12 protein-coding genes are annotated in these 13647 nt (G+C 65.8%); 7 read left to right on the forward strand and 5 right to left on the reverse strand.

What is annotated here, in order from left to right; all coding sequences use genetic code 11:
* Nucleotides 1–19 precede the first annotated feature (19 nt).
* Complete coding sequence (locus ACZ1A1_RS09220; RefSeq protein ID WP_313194278.1) at nucleotides 20–1417, forward strand: NCS2 family permease; 1398 nt, start codon at nucleotides 20–22, stop codon at nucleotides 1415–1417.
* A gap of 66 nt (nucleotides 1418–1483) precedes the next feature.
* Nucleotides 1484–3271: an adenine deaminase gene (ade, locus tag ACZ1A1_RS09225; protein ID WP_463619669.1), complete on the forward strand. Its 1788-nt coding sequence runs from the start codon at nucleotides 1484–1486 to the stop codon at nucleotides 3269–3271.
* Nucleotides 3272–3338: 67 nt separating this feature from the next.
* On the opposite strand, the gene mcpU is transcribed toward ade, so the two are convergent.
* Nucleotides 3339–5444 carry a methyl-accepting chemotaxis protein McpU gene (gene mcpU / locus ACZ1A1_RS09230; protein WP_463619670.1) on the reverse strand — a complete coding sequence of 702 codons (2106 nt, stop codon included), beginning with the start codon at nucleotides 5442–5444 and terminating at the stop codon, nucleotides 3339–3341.
* Between the two features lie 353 nt (nucleotides 5445–5797).
* On the opposite strand from mcpU, the gene ACZ1A1_RS09235 reads away from it, so the two are divergent.
* Complete coding sequence (locus ACZ1A1_RS09235) at nucleotides 5798–6895, forward strand: branched-chain amino acid aminotransferase (RefSeq protein WP_463619671.1); 1098 nt, start codon at nucleotides 5798–5800, stop codon at nucleotides 6893–6895.
* A 57-nt stretch (nucleotides 6896–6952) separates the two neighbouring features.
* Here the strand turns inward: ACZ1A1_RS09235 and ACZ1A1_RS09240 are convergent, their stop codons facing one another.
* The 4 genes from ACZ1A1_RS09240 to ACZ1A1_RS09255 are packed head-to-tail and all read right to left on the reverse strand — an operon-like array spanning nucleotide 6953 to nucleotide 9849.
* Nucleotides 6953–7828 (reverse strand): helix-turn-helix transcriptional regulator, encoded by an 876-nt coding sequence (locus ACZ1A1_RS09240; protein ID WP_463619672.1) that lies wholly within the window; start codon nucleotides 7826–7828, stop codon nucleotides 6953–6955.
* Nucleotides 7829–7864: 36 nt separating this feature from the next.
* Entirely contained in the window at nucleotides 7865–8620 is a 756-nt protein-coding gene (locus ACZ1A1_RS09245) for an SDR family NAD(P)-dependent oxidoreductase (RefSeq protein ID WP_463619673.1), read from the reverse strand.
* Nucleotides 8598–9083: a 2,4'-dihydroxyacetophenone dioxygenase family protein gene (locus ACZ1A1_RS09250; RefSeq protein ID WP_313194330.1), complete on the reverse strand. Its 486-nt coding sequence runs from the start codon at nucleotides 9081–9083 to the stop codon at nucleotides 8598–8600. The genes ACZ1A1_RS09245 and ACZ1A1_RS09250 overlap by 23 nt, the downstream gene beginning before the upstream one ends.
* Before the next feature lie 58 nt (nucleotides 9084–9141).
* Entirely contained in the window at nucleotides 9142–9849 is a 708-nt protein-coding gene (locus tag ACZ1A1_RS09255) for a FadR/GntR family transcriptional regulator (RefSeq protein WP_162911285.1), read from the reverse strand.
* Between the two features lie 242 nt (nucleotides 9850–10091).
* On the opposite strand from ACZ1A1_RS09255, the gene ACZ1A1_RS09260 reads away from it, so the two are divergent.
* The 4 genes from ACZ1A1_RS09260 to ACZ1A1_RS09275 all read left to right on the forward strand — a co-directional run bounded on the left by ACZ1A1_RS09260 (nucleotide 10092) and on the right by ACZ1A1_RS09275 (nucleotide 13621).
* A complete protein-coding gene (locus ACZ1A1_RS09260) occupies nucleotides 10092–10871 on the forward strand; it encodes an ABC transporter substrate-binding protein (RefSeq protein ID WP_463619674.1) in 780 nt (259 codons plus the stop codon).
* Between the two features lie 70 nt (nucleotides 10872–10941).
* The gene (locus ACZ1A1_RS09265; protein WP_313194286.1) at nucleotides 10942–11610 is read left to right on the forward strand and encodes an amino acid ABC transporter permease; all 669 of its coding nucleotides are present in this window, start codon (nucleotides 10942–10944) and stop codon (nucleotides 11608–11610) included.
* Between the two features lie 34 nt (nucleotides 11611–11644).
* Entirely contained in the window at nucleotides 11645–12418 is a 774-nt protein-coding gene (locus ACZ1A1_RS09270) for an amino acid ABC transporter ATP-binding protein (protein ID WP_415215233.1), read from the forward strand.
* A 30-nt stretch (nucleotides 12419–12448) separates the two neighbouring features.
* Nucleotides 12449–13621 (forward strand): pyridoxal phosphate-dependent aminotransferase, encoded by a 1173-nt coding sequence (locus tag ACZ1A1_RS09275; RefSeq protein ID WP_463619675.1) that lies wholly within the window; start codon nucleotides 12449–12451, stop codon nucleotides 13619–13621.
* Nucleotides 13622–13647: the final 26 nt, after the last annotated feature.

The raw sequence follows: 13647 nt of genomic DNA on the forward strand, positions 1-13647 counted from the left end.
TCAATAGGGGAGGAACGACATGAACTATCAGTCGAAAGTCGCGGAAGATCCCGCGAGCCAGGCACAGTCCCGGCTCGCCGGCACCATCGACCGCCTGTTTGAGGTTACCCGGAGCGGATCGACGGTCCGCACGGAAATCATCGCCGCCCTGACGACGTTCCTGGCGGCGTCCTATGTCATCGTGGTCAATCCGGCGATCCTGCAGAACGCCGGCATTCCCTTTTCGGCGGGCGTGACGGCGACGGTGCTCGTCAGCCTCATCGGCAGCTGCGCGATGGGACTTTACGCGCGCAGCCCCATTCTGGTCGCGCCCGGCATGGGCATCAACGCGCTCTTCGCCTACACGATGGTGATGGGCGCGAACGTGCCGCTGGAGATCGCGCTCGGCTGCGTCTTCTGGGCGGGCGTGCTCTTCACCATCCTTGCCATGCTGAACCTTCGCACCGCCGTCATCGATGCGATCCCGAAGGACCTGCGCTACGGCATTGCCTGCGGCATCGGCCTCTTCATCGCGCTGATCGGTTTCGAGAACGCCAAGTTCATCGTGGCGAGCCCGGACACCATCGTCGCGCTCACCCAGTTCACGCCCGTCACGCTCACCTTCATCGCCGGCTTCGTCATCACCGCCGCGCTGGTGATCCGCCGGGTGCCGGGCGCCATGATGGCGGGCATGATCGTCACCACCCTCCTTGCGATCCCGATCGGCCGCTGGTGGGGCGACGGCAGCGCCTTCGCCGGCACGCCCGACGTGCACACGCTCGTCAACTGGAGCGGGCTTCTCGCGGCCCCGGACTTCAGCTTCGTCGGCCGGATCGACCTGATCGGCGCGTTGCAGATCGCCTATGTGCCCTTCGTCTTCGTCTTCCTCTTCACCAATTTCGTGGAAGCGCTCTCGACCTTCCTCGGCCTTGCGGAAGCGGCCAACCTGAAGGACGAGAACGGCATGCCGCGCAACGTGAAGGAATCGATGCATGTCGATGCCGTCGCTGCCCTCATCTCCGCGCCGCTCGGCACGAGCCCGGCGACCGTCTACTTGGAATCGGGCGCGGGCATCGCGCAGGGTGGGCGCACCGGCCTCGTCGCCTTCATCGCGGGGCTCTGCTTCCTGCCGTTCCTGTTCCTGTCACCGCTGCTCTCGCTGGTGCCGGCAATCGCCACGGCGCCGGTCCTCATCCTGACCGGCCTCTTCATGTCGGAGCCGATGGGGCGGATCAATTGGGGCGACATGGAGGATGCCATTCCGGCCTTCCTCGCCATCGTGCTCATCCCGCTGACCTTCTCCATCACGCTCGGCCTGTCGCTCGCCATCATCGGCTTCGTCGTCATGAAGCTGGTGCTCGGCAAGGCGAGGGAGGTGCGGCCGGTCATGTGGTTCGTCGCCGTGCTTGCGGCCATGCTGGTGATGCAGGTTCAATGATCGCCTGCGGCGGCGCGGCAACGTGCCGCCGCGTGCATAAACCGGGTTAGGAAGGAACAGGCGGAAATGCTGCAATCATGGTCTGAAACCGCGCCGCTTCTGGTGGATGTCGCAATGGGGCGCAAGCCTGCGGACCTCGTCATCCGCAACGGCCGGTGGGTGAACGTCTATTCGGGCGAGATCGTCCCGAATACCGACATTGCGGTTGCCGCCGGGCGCTTCGCCTATGTCGGCCCCGATGCCGGCCATACGATCGGCGAGGGGACCCAGGTCGTGGATGCCGGTGGACGTTACCTCGTTCCCGGCCTTTGCGATGCGCATATGCATGTGGAAAGCGGCCTCGTGACGGTGACGGAATTCGCCCGCGCGGTCGCCCCGCACGGTACGACCACCATGTTCATCGATCCGCACGAGATCGCCAACGTGCTCGGCATGGCGGGCGTGAAGCTGATGAACGACGAGGCGCAGAGCCTGCCCCTCAACATCTTCGTGCAGGTGCCGAGCTGCGTCCCGAGCGCGCCCGGCCTGGAAAATGCGGGCGCGACGCTGAACGCCGAGGACGTGCGCGAGGCCCTCGCATGGCCGAACATCATCGGCCTCGGCGAGATGATGAATTTCCCCGGCGTTGCCGCGAACGACCCCAAGATGGTCGCGGAAATCGCCGCGACGCAGAACGCCCGCCTGACGGTCGGCGGTCACTATGCCTCCCCGGACCTCGGCCGGGCCTTCCATGCCTATGCGGCGGGCGGCCCGGCCGACGACCACGAAGGAACCACCGTGGACGACGCCATCGCGCGCGTCCGCCAGGGCATGCGCGCCATGCTGCGCCTCGGTTCCGCCTGGTTCGACGTGGCGGCACAGGTCAAGGCCATCACCGAACGCGGCGTCGATCCGCGGAACTTCGTGCTCTGCACGGACGACAGCCATTCCGGCACGCTGGTCAATGACGGCCACATGAACCGGGTGGTGCGCCATGCGATCGCACAGGGCCTCAGGCCGATCACGGCGATCCAGATGGCGACGCTCAACACGGCGCAGCATTTCGGCGTCGAACGCGAACTGGGCTCGATTGCCCCTGGCCGCCGCGCCGACCTGATCGTGACCCCCGACCTTGCCGCCCTTCCGGTCGAGATGGTCTTCGCCCACGGGCGGCTGTTGGCGGAAGACGGGGCGCTCGTTGCCGATATTCCGGCCTACGACTACCCGGCAAGCGCGAAGAACACGGTCAAGCTCGGCAAGGTGCTGACCGCCGCGGACTTCGACATCGCCGCCGCCGGCGCCACGCAGGTGGACGTGCGGGTGATCGGCGTCGTCGAGAACCAGGCGCCGACAAAGGCCTTGCAGCGCAGCCTGCCGGTCAGGGACGGCGTGGTCGCGATGGACCGGGCAGGCGATGTCTGCCAGATCGCGCTGGTGGAGCGCCATCGCGGCACGGGCGGCGTGGTGAGCGCCTTCGTCTCCGGCTTCGGCTACGATACCGATTGCGCCATGGCCTCGACGGTCGCCCATGACAGCCATCACATGATCGTCGTCGGCACCAACAAGGCCGACATGGCGCAGGCCGCCAATCGCCTTCAGGAAGTCGGCGGCGGCATCGTGCTGATTGCCGGCGGCAAGGAACTTGCGCTGGTCGAGCTTCCCGTCGCCGGCCTGATGTCGGACGAGCGGGCGGAAGTCGTTGCGGAAAAGGCCAATCGTCTGGTGGAAGGCATGCGCGCCTGCGGCTGCACGCTCAACAACGCCTATATGCAGCACTCGCTGCTGGCGCTGGTGGTGATCCCGGAACTGCGCATTTCTGACGTCGGCCTGATCGACGTCACCCGCTTCGAAAAGACGGACGTCATCATTCGCTAGACTATGCCATTCATGAAAAAGCCCGCCGCGATCCTGTCGCGGCGGGCTTTTCCGTTTTGGGTGCCGGTCAGGCGGCGTATGCCATGCCGGGTCGTGCGGTCTTCGGCGCGGCGGACGTGCCGCCGAGCTTGAACTGGGCGAGCAGCGCATTGAGCTCTGCGGCTTCGGTCGCAAGGCCGTGGCTGGCGGCGGTCTGTTCCTCGACCATGGCGGCGTTCTGCTGCGTGCCCTGGTCCATCGTGTTGACGGCCGTGTTGATCTCGTGGAGGCCCGTCGACTGCTCGCGCGCGGCAAGGACGATGGCATCCACGTGGCTGTTGATCTCCTGTACCTCGCGGACGATGGCTTCGAGCGCCGCACCCGTCTCGCCGACGAGGGTCACGCCCGAGCGCACCTGATCGCCGGAGGTGGTGATGAGCGCCTTGATCTCCTTAGCGGCGTTGGCCGAGCGCTGCGCGAGTTCCCGCACTTCCTGCGCCACGACGGCAAAGCCCTTACCGGCTTCCCCGGCCCGCGCCGCCTCGACGCCGGCATTCAGCGCGAGGAGGTTCGTCTGGAAGGCGATGTCGTCGATGACGCCGATGATGTTGGAGATTTCGCCGGAGGACTGCTCGATGCCCTCCATGGCCGAGACGGCGCGGCGCACGATCTCGCCGGATTTTTCCGCACCTGTGCGGGCCCGGGCGACGAGAGAGCCCACTTCTTCCGCCCGGCGGGTGGAATCCTTGACGGTGGTGGTGATCTCCTCCAGCGCCGCTGCGGTTTCCTCGACGGAAGCCGCCTGCTGCTCGGTGCGGCGGGCGAGCTGGTCGGCGGAAGCGCGGATCTCGCCGGCGCCGCCGTCGATGGCCATGGCCTTCTCGCCGACCGTCGACATGGCCTTGTGCAGCCTTGCGACGGAATGGTTGAAGTCGTTGCGCAGCCGGTCGAGATCGCCTGCGAAGGGCGTGTCGATGCGCGAGGCGAGATCGCCCTCGGCAAGGCGGCCGAGCGCATCGGCGACGGTTCCGATCGCGAAATTGACGTTTTTCGCTTCCTCGGCCTTGATCGCTTCGCGCTGCTGGCGCTCCTTCTCGGTGAGCGTCTGGTTCTCCTCCGCCTCGCGGGCAAGGCGGCCGCGCTCGACGATATTCTCGCGGAACACGGCGACGGCGGCGGCCATCTGGCCGATCTCATCCGTGCGGTCGGCATCCGGGATCTGTTCGGAAACGTCGCCGCGGGCGAGCTTGCTCATCATGCCGGTCATGCGCAGGACCGGCTTGACCACCAGTGCGGAGAGCAGCAGCGCGAGAACGCCGACCATGGCGATGACGCCGACCGCCGTGCCGATGGAGGCGGCAATGCGGAATTCACCGATGCTGGCATAGGCGAGGTCGCGGTCGACGATCAGGCAGAGATACCAGTTGCCGACCGGCAGGCCCTTGATCGGCATGAAGCTGACGAGGACGGGCTTGCCGCCGAGCCGGGTTTCCATCAGGCCCTTGCCGTCGATGGCGGGCGTCTGGTCCGGGAACACGTCGGCGAGCGGCTTGGAGACCAGCGCCGCGTCGGGATGCACCAGGACCGTGCCGGCGCCATTGACGAGGAAGGCCGAGCCCATGCCGCCGAGCGTGACTTCGTCGACCACGCCGATCAGGCCCTTCAGCGAGAAGTCCGTGCCGGCGACGCCGAGCAGTTTGCCGTCGCGCTTGACGGGGATGGCGGCGCTGATCACCAGCTGGTTGCTGGCTGCGTCGTTGTAGGGATCGGTCAGCAGCGGCGCGTCGAGCGCGACGGCATCCTTGTACCAGCCGCGCTGGCGCGGATCGTAGCCCTTCGGCATTTCGGCGGGCGGCATGCGGGTGAAGCTGCCGTCGGCCTCGTCGCCGAAATAGATCATGTCGAATTCGTGCGACAGCAGCGGGCTGTCGAAACGCCGGAGCATCTCTTCCTTGCTCGCTACTCCGCCGGCAGCTTCCGCCGCGGTTTCGGTCAGCATGACGCGGGCGTTCAGCCAGTTGGCGATGCCCGTCGCGGCAAGCTGTCCGGAGGACTGGATCTGCGATTCCACCCCGCGGGAAATGGCATTGCGCTGGAGATTGTCGATATAGACCGAGAAGCCGCAGAAGGCGGCGATGACGGCAAGCGATGCCGCCAGCAGTATCTTGGTCATAAGGTTGAGACGCTTGCTCAAGGAATTCCCCCCGTACTCCACCATCGGCCCGCACGCCATTCAAGGCTCGCGAGGTCTGGCATGACGAAAAATGCTGAAAAATCATGCCTTCATGGCGGTGTCGAAGCGAATGCTCCCGGAGCGGGACAGTGAAGGGATATCGTTAAAACTCACCTAAAAGACGGGGTGATAGTTTTCGCCACCCGGCCGGCATCGAGGCTTGCCGTCGCCGACCGGAGCGTGCCCGAACGCGCGGGGCGGGAGGCGCGGCCGCAAAATCGTCCGCCATGACATTTTTCGAATGGCAACGTTGAAAAACAGGGCGTAAGAGAGCATTTTCGCCATCTTCCGAGAACTGCTGAAAGATCATCTCCATGCAAGCCAACCGTCTTTCCTTCGACGTCAAGCCGAACGCCCATCCCATGGACGAGGCAAGCCGTCTCAAGGCCTTCGAAAACCTGGGCTTCGGAACGCTGTTTTCCGACCATATGGCCGTCGTGCGGTGGAGCGAGGACAGGGGCTGGCATGGCGCCGAAATCACGGCGCGCGCGCCGTTCCCGATCGATCCGGCCAGCAGCGTGCTGCACTATGCGCAGGAAATCTTCGAAGGCATGAAGGCGTATCGCACGGCGGATGGCCGCGCGGTCCTGTTCCGCCCGCAGGAGAACGCGCGCCGCTTCAACGACTCTGCCCGCCGCATGGCGATGCCGGAACTGCCGGAAGAGGACTTCCTCGCCGCTGTCGAGGCGCTGGTGCGGATCGACGCGAAGTGGATTCCTGAAGGCGAGGGGAGCCTTTACCTGCGTCCCTTCATGTTCGCCAGCGAGACCTTCCTCGGCGTTCGCCCGTCGAAGGAATATATCTTCTGCGTCATCGCCTCGCCGGTCGGCCCCTATTTCAAGGGCGGCGCCAAGCCGGTGAAGATCTGGGTCTCCGAGAACTATACCCGCGCGGCCGCCGGCGGCACGGGCGCGGCCAAGTGCGGCGGCAACTATGCCGCAAGCCTCGTCGCGCAGTCGGAAGCGGCGGCGCAGGGCTGCGACCAGGTCGTGTTCCTCGATGCCGCCGAGCATCGCTGGATCGAGGAACTGGGCGGCATGAACGTCTTCTTCGTCATGCAGGATGGCTCCATCACGACGCCGCCGCTCGGCGGCACCATCCTTCCCGGCATCACGCGCAAGTCCCTCGTCGCGCTCGCGCGCGAGGAAGGCTTCACGGTCAACGAGGAGCGCTATTCCTTCGACCAGTGGAAGGCGGACGTAGAGAGCGGCAAGGTGACGGAAGCCTTCGCCTGCGGCACGGCCGCTGTCGTCGCCGGCATCGGTACGGTGAAGCATTCGGGCGGCGAGTTCCGGATCGGCAACGGCGAGACCGGCCCGGTCACCGGCAAGCTGCGCGAGGCGCTGGTCGGCATCCAGCGCGGCACACGCGAAGACAAGCACCATTGGGTCCGCGCCATCGAAGGCGCGTAAGCCGCCTGAAGCCTGAACCGGCCCGCCCTCGCCGAGGGCGGGCCGTTCGATTCCAGCTCAGATGTGCTGCGACCTGTCGAGGCCGAGCAGCCTTGCCATGAGCTCGATGCGCGAGGAGACGTCCAGCTTCTGGTAGGCGCGCTTGCGGTGCGTCTTCACGGTCTCGGTGCTGACGTCCAGCTCCTCGGCGATTTCCTTTTCCGAAAGGCCGGCGATCAGGGAACGGATGACCTGCAGCTCGCGCGCGGAAAGCTCCGCCGAGCCGAGCCGCCGCAGCCCGCTCCGGATCGGATCGTCGTCCGTCTCCAGATGCTTTACGCGCTTGTCCCAGTGCTGTTTGCAGACGGCCAGCATGGAGGCGTAGATGGGCTCGACGGAGGCGAGGTCGGCCTGGCTGAAGCCGCGGTTGCCGCTGCGATAGAGGGCGACCTGCACCGTGTACTGGTCCGAAAGGCGGAGGGCGAGGTCCATCTCCTTCAGGCGCTTGGGCCAGCCGGCGGTGAGGTAGCCGATCTCCTCGCCATCGTCGATCTCCAGCATTTCCGCGGCCGAGGAGGGTTTGCGAAGCTGCGGCGTGCGCGCCAGGTTCTCCATCAGGTAGAAGCCGCTCTTCATCTTGCGGCGATGCATCTGGAAGAACGGGCTGTGCGTGAAGGTGTGCTTCAGGTACGAGCCGAGCACGTCCTCGTGGATCCGTTCGGGCGCCGAGCGGCTGCTGACTTCCACCAGCGTATTGTCCCGGTAGAGCGAGATCATCGCGAGGTCGAAGGAGATCAGCTCCTGCAGGGTCTCCGTCAGGTGGCGGTCGAATTCGGGCTGCTCGGAAGCCTGAATGAGGCGCGCAAGCGCGTCGTCCGACCGGCGCGTCGTTGGAGGGCGGACACGCTCGGGAATCGCCAAGCGTGTCGCAGGGGCGTTATCGGACAAGGACATGCACGTCTCCTTATCTCGAACGTCGGCTCGATCGGATCAGCTGATCGAGTAACCGCCGTCCACGGGAATAACGCTTCCGGTAATGAAGCCGGCATGGGGGCCGGCGAGGAAGAGCGCGATGCCGCGCAGGTCCTCGGGGCGCCCCCAGCGGGCCATCGGTGTGCGGGAAAGGATCGGCCCGGCGCGTGACGGGTCGTTCTGCAGGGCGACGGTCAACGGGGTTGCGATCCAGCCCGGCGCGATGGCGTTCACCCGGATGCCCTTGGGGGCATAGGCGATTGCGAGGGACTTCGTCAACTGCGCAATGCCGCCCTTGGAGGAGGCGTAGCCCGGAACCAGCCCGCCGCCGAAGAAGCTGAGCATCGAGGCGATGTTGATGATCGACCCGCCGGACCTTTCGAGAAGCGGCGCGGCCGCCTCGCACACGCGCATCGAGCCGTTGAGGTTGATGTCGACGACCTTCTCGAAGACCTCCGCGTCCAGCTCCTCGCCCCGGCGGATGATGCCGGCGCAATTGATCACGACGTCGAGGGCCTCGAAGGCGGAGACGAAGCCGCGCACCGCCTCGGTGCTGCGCACGTCGAGGAGGCGGTGGACGATGCCGGCCGCGCTTTCCCGCGCGTCGGCTTCCGAGATTTCACGCTCCGTCGCGCCGGTGGCGACGACATGGGCGCCGGCATCGCGGAAGGCTTCCGCGAGCGCCCCGCCGATGCCGCCCGTGCCGCCGGTCACCAGGACCGTGCGGCCCTCGAGCCAGCCCGTGGCCCAATCAGCGGATGAACTGGTCGACATAATCCGCTCCGAGCCCGACTTTCTCATAATGCGCGCGACACATGTCGATCTTGGTGAAGACGTCCTCGTAGCCGATCTGCTTGTTCTCCTCGTTGAGATAGACCATGCAGCCCGAGATGTTGAAGAAGGTGATCATCTCGTCACAGTCCTGCGGAACGTTGAGCGTGTGGATCTCGCCCGGCGGCTCGTAGACGAAGGAGCCTTCCTCGGCGACCCAGTCGTGCTCGAAATAGTGCCACTTGCCCTTCAGCACCATGCCGAAGACCGGGGCGGGATGCAGGTGGCGCGACAGGATGCCCGAGCGCGTGACCTTGAGCAGGTTGCACCACTGGCCGGTCAGCGTGTTGAGGAACATCGGGCGGAAGAAGACGTTCGGCGCCTGGGGAACCCAGACCCGATCGTCGTCGGGAATGGCCTTGAGGGCGATTTCGCTCGGGGCGAGGACGTGGGTCGACCCCTTCATGTTTGTATACACGCGCTTACTCCTTGGTTGGTTCGTTGAGGCCGCATGGGCGTTGGGATCAGCCGACGAGGCCTGCCTCCTTCATGCGGCGGGTGGTGAAGGTGATGGTGGCGGTCATGGCCGCGCGCGCCGCCTCGGGATCGCGCTGGCGGATCGCCTCGATGATGGCGAGGTGGTTGGAAAGATTGGCCCGGTAGTTTTCCATGTGGTTGGCCGCGACCGAGAACAGGATGCCGAGAATCCCGTCGATGGCGGAATCGAAGGCTTCGAGAATGGGATTGCCGGTCGCGCTCAGGATGGCGAGGTGGAAGGCCCGGTCGGCCGTGATGGCCGCCGTGGTATCGCCGGCTGCCGCTGCCGCCTCCATGCGCGCGAAGGCGGTCTCGATGGCGATGATCTGCATCCGGTCGGCCCGCTCGGCAACGAGGGCCGCAGCGGCTGGCTCGAAGACGAGGCGGGCCTCGTTGATCGCCGACATGAGATCGGCCGCATGGCCGCGGCTCGCCATCACCCAGCGCAGCACATCGCGGTTGAGGACATTCCAGCGCGCGCGCTCCGTCACCACGGTTCCGCGGCGCAATGCCGTCTCCACCACCCCGAGGCTGCCGAGGACGCGGATCGCCTCGCGCACAGTCGAGCGGCCGACATCGCAAAGCTCCATCAGCTCCGGCTCGGTCGGAATCGTCTGGCCGACGGGATAGTCGCCGCGGGCGATCGCCGTGCCGAGCCAGTCCAACACTTCGTCCGCGCGCTTTTCCCGTGCCATCCGTCGCCCTTATGAATGATGTGATGTCTTCCATTTATCATCTGATGATAAAGTCGACAAGTCTGATTGATCGGCTATCTTCCTCTTTCCGCGTTTCAGGCGTAAGGGGCCGGCCAATGGCAATCACGCGCCGCAACGCTGCCGCCGGCCCACGCGCTTTCGCTCCGCTTGTCCCCCCGCGAGAGGATATTTGGGCATGCCGGCATCTGGTAGACAGCGGACGTCAATCTCGGGAGGACCCCATGAAACTCAAGTCTCTGCTCGCATCGGCCTTCTTCGTCGTCGGTGCAACCGTCGCCCATGCCGACAACATCAATGTCGCGACCAACATCGCCAACCCGCCCTTCGAATTCCAGGACGGTGCCGGCACCCTGATGGGCTTCGAAGTCGACCTCCTGAACCTCGTCGGCGAAAAGCTCGGCAAGACGGTCGAGTTCCAGGAAATGCCGTTCCAGAGCCTGTTCGCGGCCGTCCAGTCGAGCCGTTCGGATATCGCCATCGGCTCCATCACCATCACGCCGAAGCGGCTCGAAGCCGTTTCGTTCACGCAGCCCTTCTACGATGCCAACCAGTGCCTGACGGTCGCTTCGGCCAGCGGCATCGAGGGTGTCGAGGGCCTCGAAGGCAAGGCGCTCGCCGTCATCACCGGCACGACCGGCGAGATGTGGGCCAATGAGAACGAAGGCAAGCTGAAGATCGGCTCGGTCAACCGCTACGACGGCAACCAGGACCCGATGCTGGACATCGCGACGGGCCGGATCGACGGTCTCGTGCACGATTGCCCGATCGATGCCTACTACATCAAGGACAAGCCGCAGTTCGCCATCGTCGCGACCATCCCGACGCAGGAACAGTTCGGCCTGATGCTGCCGAAGGACAGCCCGCTTCTGGAAGAGGTCGACGGCATCATCTCCGACCTGAAGAAGGACGGCAAGCTGGCGGAACTGCACAAGAAGTGGTTCGGCATCGACGCCGCCGCCGATTCGAGCACCGTCACGGTCCAGCCGATTCCGGGGCGCTGAGCCTCCCGTCCACTCCCAGTCAACGTTCGGCTTGGACGCGTCCGGGCCGAACACTCCATCGAGGGATCGCATGGATCTGTTCACGACATTCTTCAACATCGACGTGCTGATCCAGGCGGCGCCGCTGTTGCTCAAAGGCTTCTGGCTGACGGTTCAGCTCGGCGCGGTGAGCCTTGTGATTTCTCTGGCGCTCGGCCTCCTGCTGGTTCTGGTCCGGCTTTACGCGCCGACCCCGCTGCGCTGGCTGTCCATCTGTTACATCGACCTGTTCCGCGCGGTTCCGCTGCTGGTGCTGCTGATCCTCGTCTATTATGCCCTGCCGTTCGTCGGCATCCGCCTGTCCTCCTTCTGGGCGGCGGCGGCGGCGCTTTCGGCGGTCGCCTCGGCCTATATGGCCGAGACCTTCCGTGCCGGCATCGAGGCCGTGCCGAAGGGGCAGTTCGAGGCCGCGCAGTCGCTCGGTTTCGGCTGGCCGCGCATGATGTCCGACATCATCCTGCCGCAGGCGATGCGCCTCGTCGTGCCGCCGACCACGGGCGTGTCCATCGGCCTGATCAAGGACACCGCGCTCGGCTCGGTCGTCGCCATGCCCGACCTTCTCAAGCAGGCTACGCAGACGCAGGCCTTCTACGCCAATCCGTCGCCCCTCGTCGGCGCCGCGCTGCTGTACCTGATCCTTCTCCTGCCGCTGGTGCGCCTGGTCAGCTTCCTCGAAGCCCGCAGAAAGCCCTCGCGCTGATGCGTGCGCCCGCAGCCTTTTCGGAGCAACCGACATGAGCCAGAATACGCCCGCGCCTTCGAGCGCCGATCCGATCATTGCGATGCGCAATGTCGAAAAGCACTATGGCACCTTCCACGCGCTGCAAGGCGTCAACCTCGAGGTCAAGCGCGGCGAGGTGGTCGCCATCATCGGGCCGTCGGGCTCGGGCAAGTCGACGCTGATCCGCTGCATCAACCGTCTCGAGACCATTTCCTCGGGCGAGATCGTCGTCGACGGCGTGAAGGTGGAGCAGGGCAAGAACCTTGCGCTGGTGCGCGCCGAAGTCGGCATGGTCTTCCAGCAGTTCAACCTCTTCCCGCACATGACGGCGCTGCGCAACGTCGCCATCGCGCCGATCCGCGTGCGCGGCATTGCCAAGGCGGAAGCCGAACAGCGCGCCCGCCAGCTTCTGGAGCGTGTCGGCCTCGGCGCGCATATGGAAAAGTTCCCCGACCAGCTTTCGGGCGGCCAGCAGCAGCGCGTGGCGATTGCCCGCGCGCTCGCCATGGAACCGGCGGTCCTGCTTTTCGACGAGCCGACCTCGGCACTCGATCCGGAAATGGTCGGCGAGGTGCTGGACGTCATGCAGAGCCTCGCGGCGACGGGCGTCACCATGCTCGTCGTGACGCACGAAATGGGCTTTGCCCGCCGCGTCGCGCACCGCGTCGTCTTCATGGAAAGCGGCCAGATCATCGAGCAGAACGCGCCCGACGCGCTGTTCGACACGCCGCAGACGGAGCGCGCCAAGGCCTTCCTCAGCTCCATCATGCATGGCGCTGCCGGCTGATTCAAAACGCATAAACGAAAGTCACGCACGATGATTGACACCGCTGTCGAAGCGCGGCCTACTGTCCGCGCGCTCTCCAGTTCGCTCATCCGCGAGGTCGCGAATGCCGCGATGGGGGCATCCAATGTCCTGCCCTTCTGGTTCGGCGAATCCGACACGCCCACGCCGCAGTTCATCCGCGATGCGGCGGCGGACTCCCTCCTGAAGGGCGAGACGTTCTATTCCCAGAACCTCGGCCGCCCCTATCTGCGCGAGGCCATCGCGGCCTACCAGAGCGCGCTTCTCGGCTGCAGCATTTCCGCCGACCGGGTGATCGCCGTCGGCTCGGGCATGAGCGGCCTGCAGATCGCCCTGCAGCTCGTCCTGTCGCCGGGCGACCGCGTGGTGGCGGTGACGCCGCTCTGGCCGAATATCAGCGAGGCGCCGCTCATCCTCGGCGCGAATGTCGAGCGTGTCGCCCTCTCGGTCGATGACGGCCGCTGGTCGCTCGACGTGGACAAGCTGCTCGCCGCGCTGACGCCGGATACGCGCATGGTCATCGTCAATTCGCCCAACAACCCGACGGGCTGGACGATCGACGACGAGAGCATCCGCGCCATCCTCGCCCATTGCCGCAAGCACGGCATCTGGATCCTCGCCGACGAGGTCTACCAGCGTCTGGTCTACGATGCCGCGCAGTCCTTCGCCCCTTCCTTCCTGCGGCACTACCAGGAAGGCGACCGGGTCCTTGCGGTCAACAGTTTCTCCAAGGCCTGGTCGATGACCGGCTGGCGGGTCGGCTGGATGGTCGTTCCACATGCGCTGATCGCGGATGCGACCAAGCTGGTCGAATACAATTTCTCCTGCATCTTCGAGCCGACCCAGCGGGCGGCGACCGCCGCGATCGTCGAAGGGGAGGCGGAGGTGCAGCGCCTGCGCGCCCATCTCGCCAGGACCCGCGCGCTCCTCGTCGAGGGCCTGCGCGGCATGAACCGCGTAAGCGTGCCGGAAGCCGGTGGAGCCATGTACGCCTTCCTTCGCATCGAAGGCTACGAGAATTCGCTGGAACTGGCGCAGCGGCTGGTGCGGGAAGTGGGCCTCGGCCTTGCGCCGGGCGCCGCCTTCGGCGCAGAGGGCGAGGGCTGGCTGCGCTGGTGCCATGCCGTCTCGGAAGAAAAGCTCGTCGACGGCCTCGAGCGCCTCAAGAACTTCCTGCGCAAGTAGGACAATACCGCTCCCGGTCCGAACGC

Source organism: Shinella sp. R2-11 (assembly GCF_055330205.1).

Bases quoted from the DNA above. Each gene is read 5' to 3' on its own strand.
- ACZ1A1_RS09220 (WP_313194278.1), top strand. From the start codon at position 20: ATGAACTATCAGTCGAAAGTCGCGGAAGATCCCGCGAGCCAGGCACAG.
- ade (WP_463619669.1), top strand. From the start codon at position 1,484: ATGCTGCAATCATGGTCTGAAACCGCGCCGCTTCTGGTGGATGTCGCA.
- ACZ1A1_RS09235 (WP_463619671.1), top strand. From the start codon at position 5,798: ATGCAAGCCAACCGTCTTTCCTTCGACGTCAAGCCGAACGCCCATCCC.
- ACZ1A1_RS09240 (WP_463619672.1), bottom strand. From the start codon at position 7,828: ATGTCCTTGTCCGATAACGCCCCTGCGACACGCTTGGCGATTCCCGAG.
- ACZ1A1_RS09245 (WP_463619673.1), bottom strand. From the start codon at position 8,620: ATGTCGACCAGTTCATCCGCTGATTGGGCCACGGGCTGGCTCGAGGGC.
- ACZ1A1_RS09250 (WP_313194330.1), bottom strand. From the start codon at position 9,083: ATGAAGGGGTCGACCCACGTCCTCGCCCCGAGCGAAATCGCCCTCAAG.
- ACZ1A1_RS09255 (WP_162911285.1), bottom strand. From the start codon at position 9,849: ATGGCACGGGAAAAGCGCGCGGACGAAGTGTTGGACTGGCTCGGCACG.
- ACZ1A1_RS09260 (WP_463619674.1), top strand. From the start codon at position 10,092: ATGAAACTCAAGTCTCTGCTCGCATCGGCCTTCTTCGTCGTCGGTGCA.
- ACZ1A1_RS09265 (WP_313194286.1), top strand. From the start codon at position 10,942: ATGGATCTGTTCACGACATTCTTCAACATCGACGTGCTGATCCAGGCG.
- ACZ1A1_RS09270 (WP_415215233.1), top strand. From the start codon at position 11,645: ATGAGCCAGAATACGCCCGCGCCTTCGAGCGCCGATCCGATCATTGCG.
- ACZ1A1_RS09275 (WP_463619675.1), top strand. From the start codon at position 12,449: ATGATTGACACCGCTGTCGAAGCGCGGCCTACTGTCCGCGCGCTCTCC.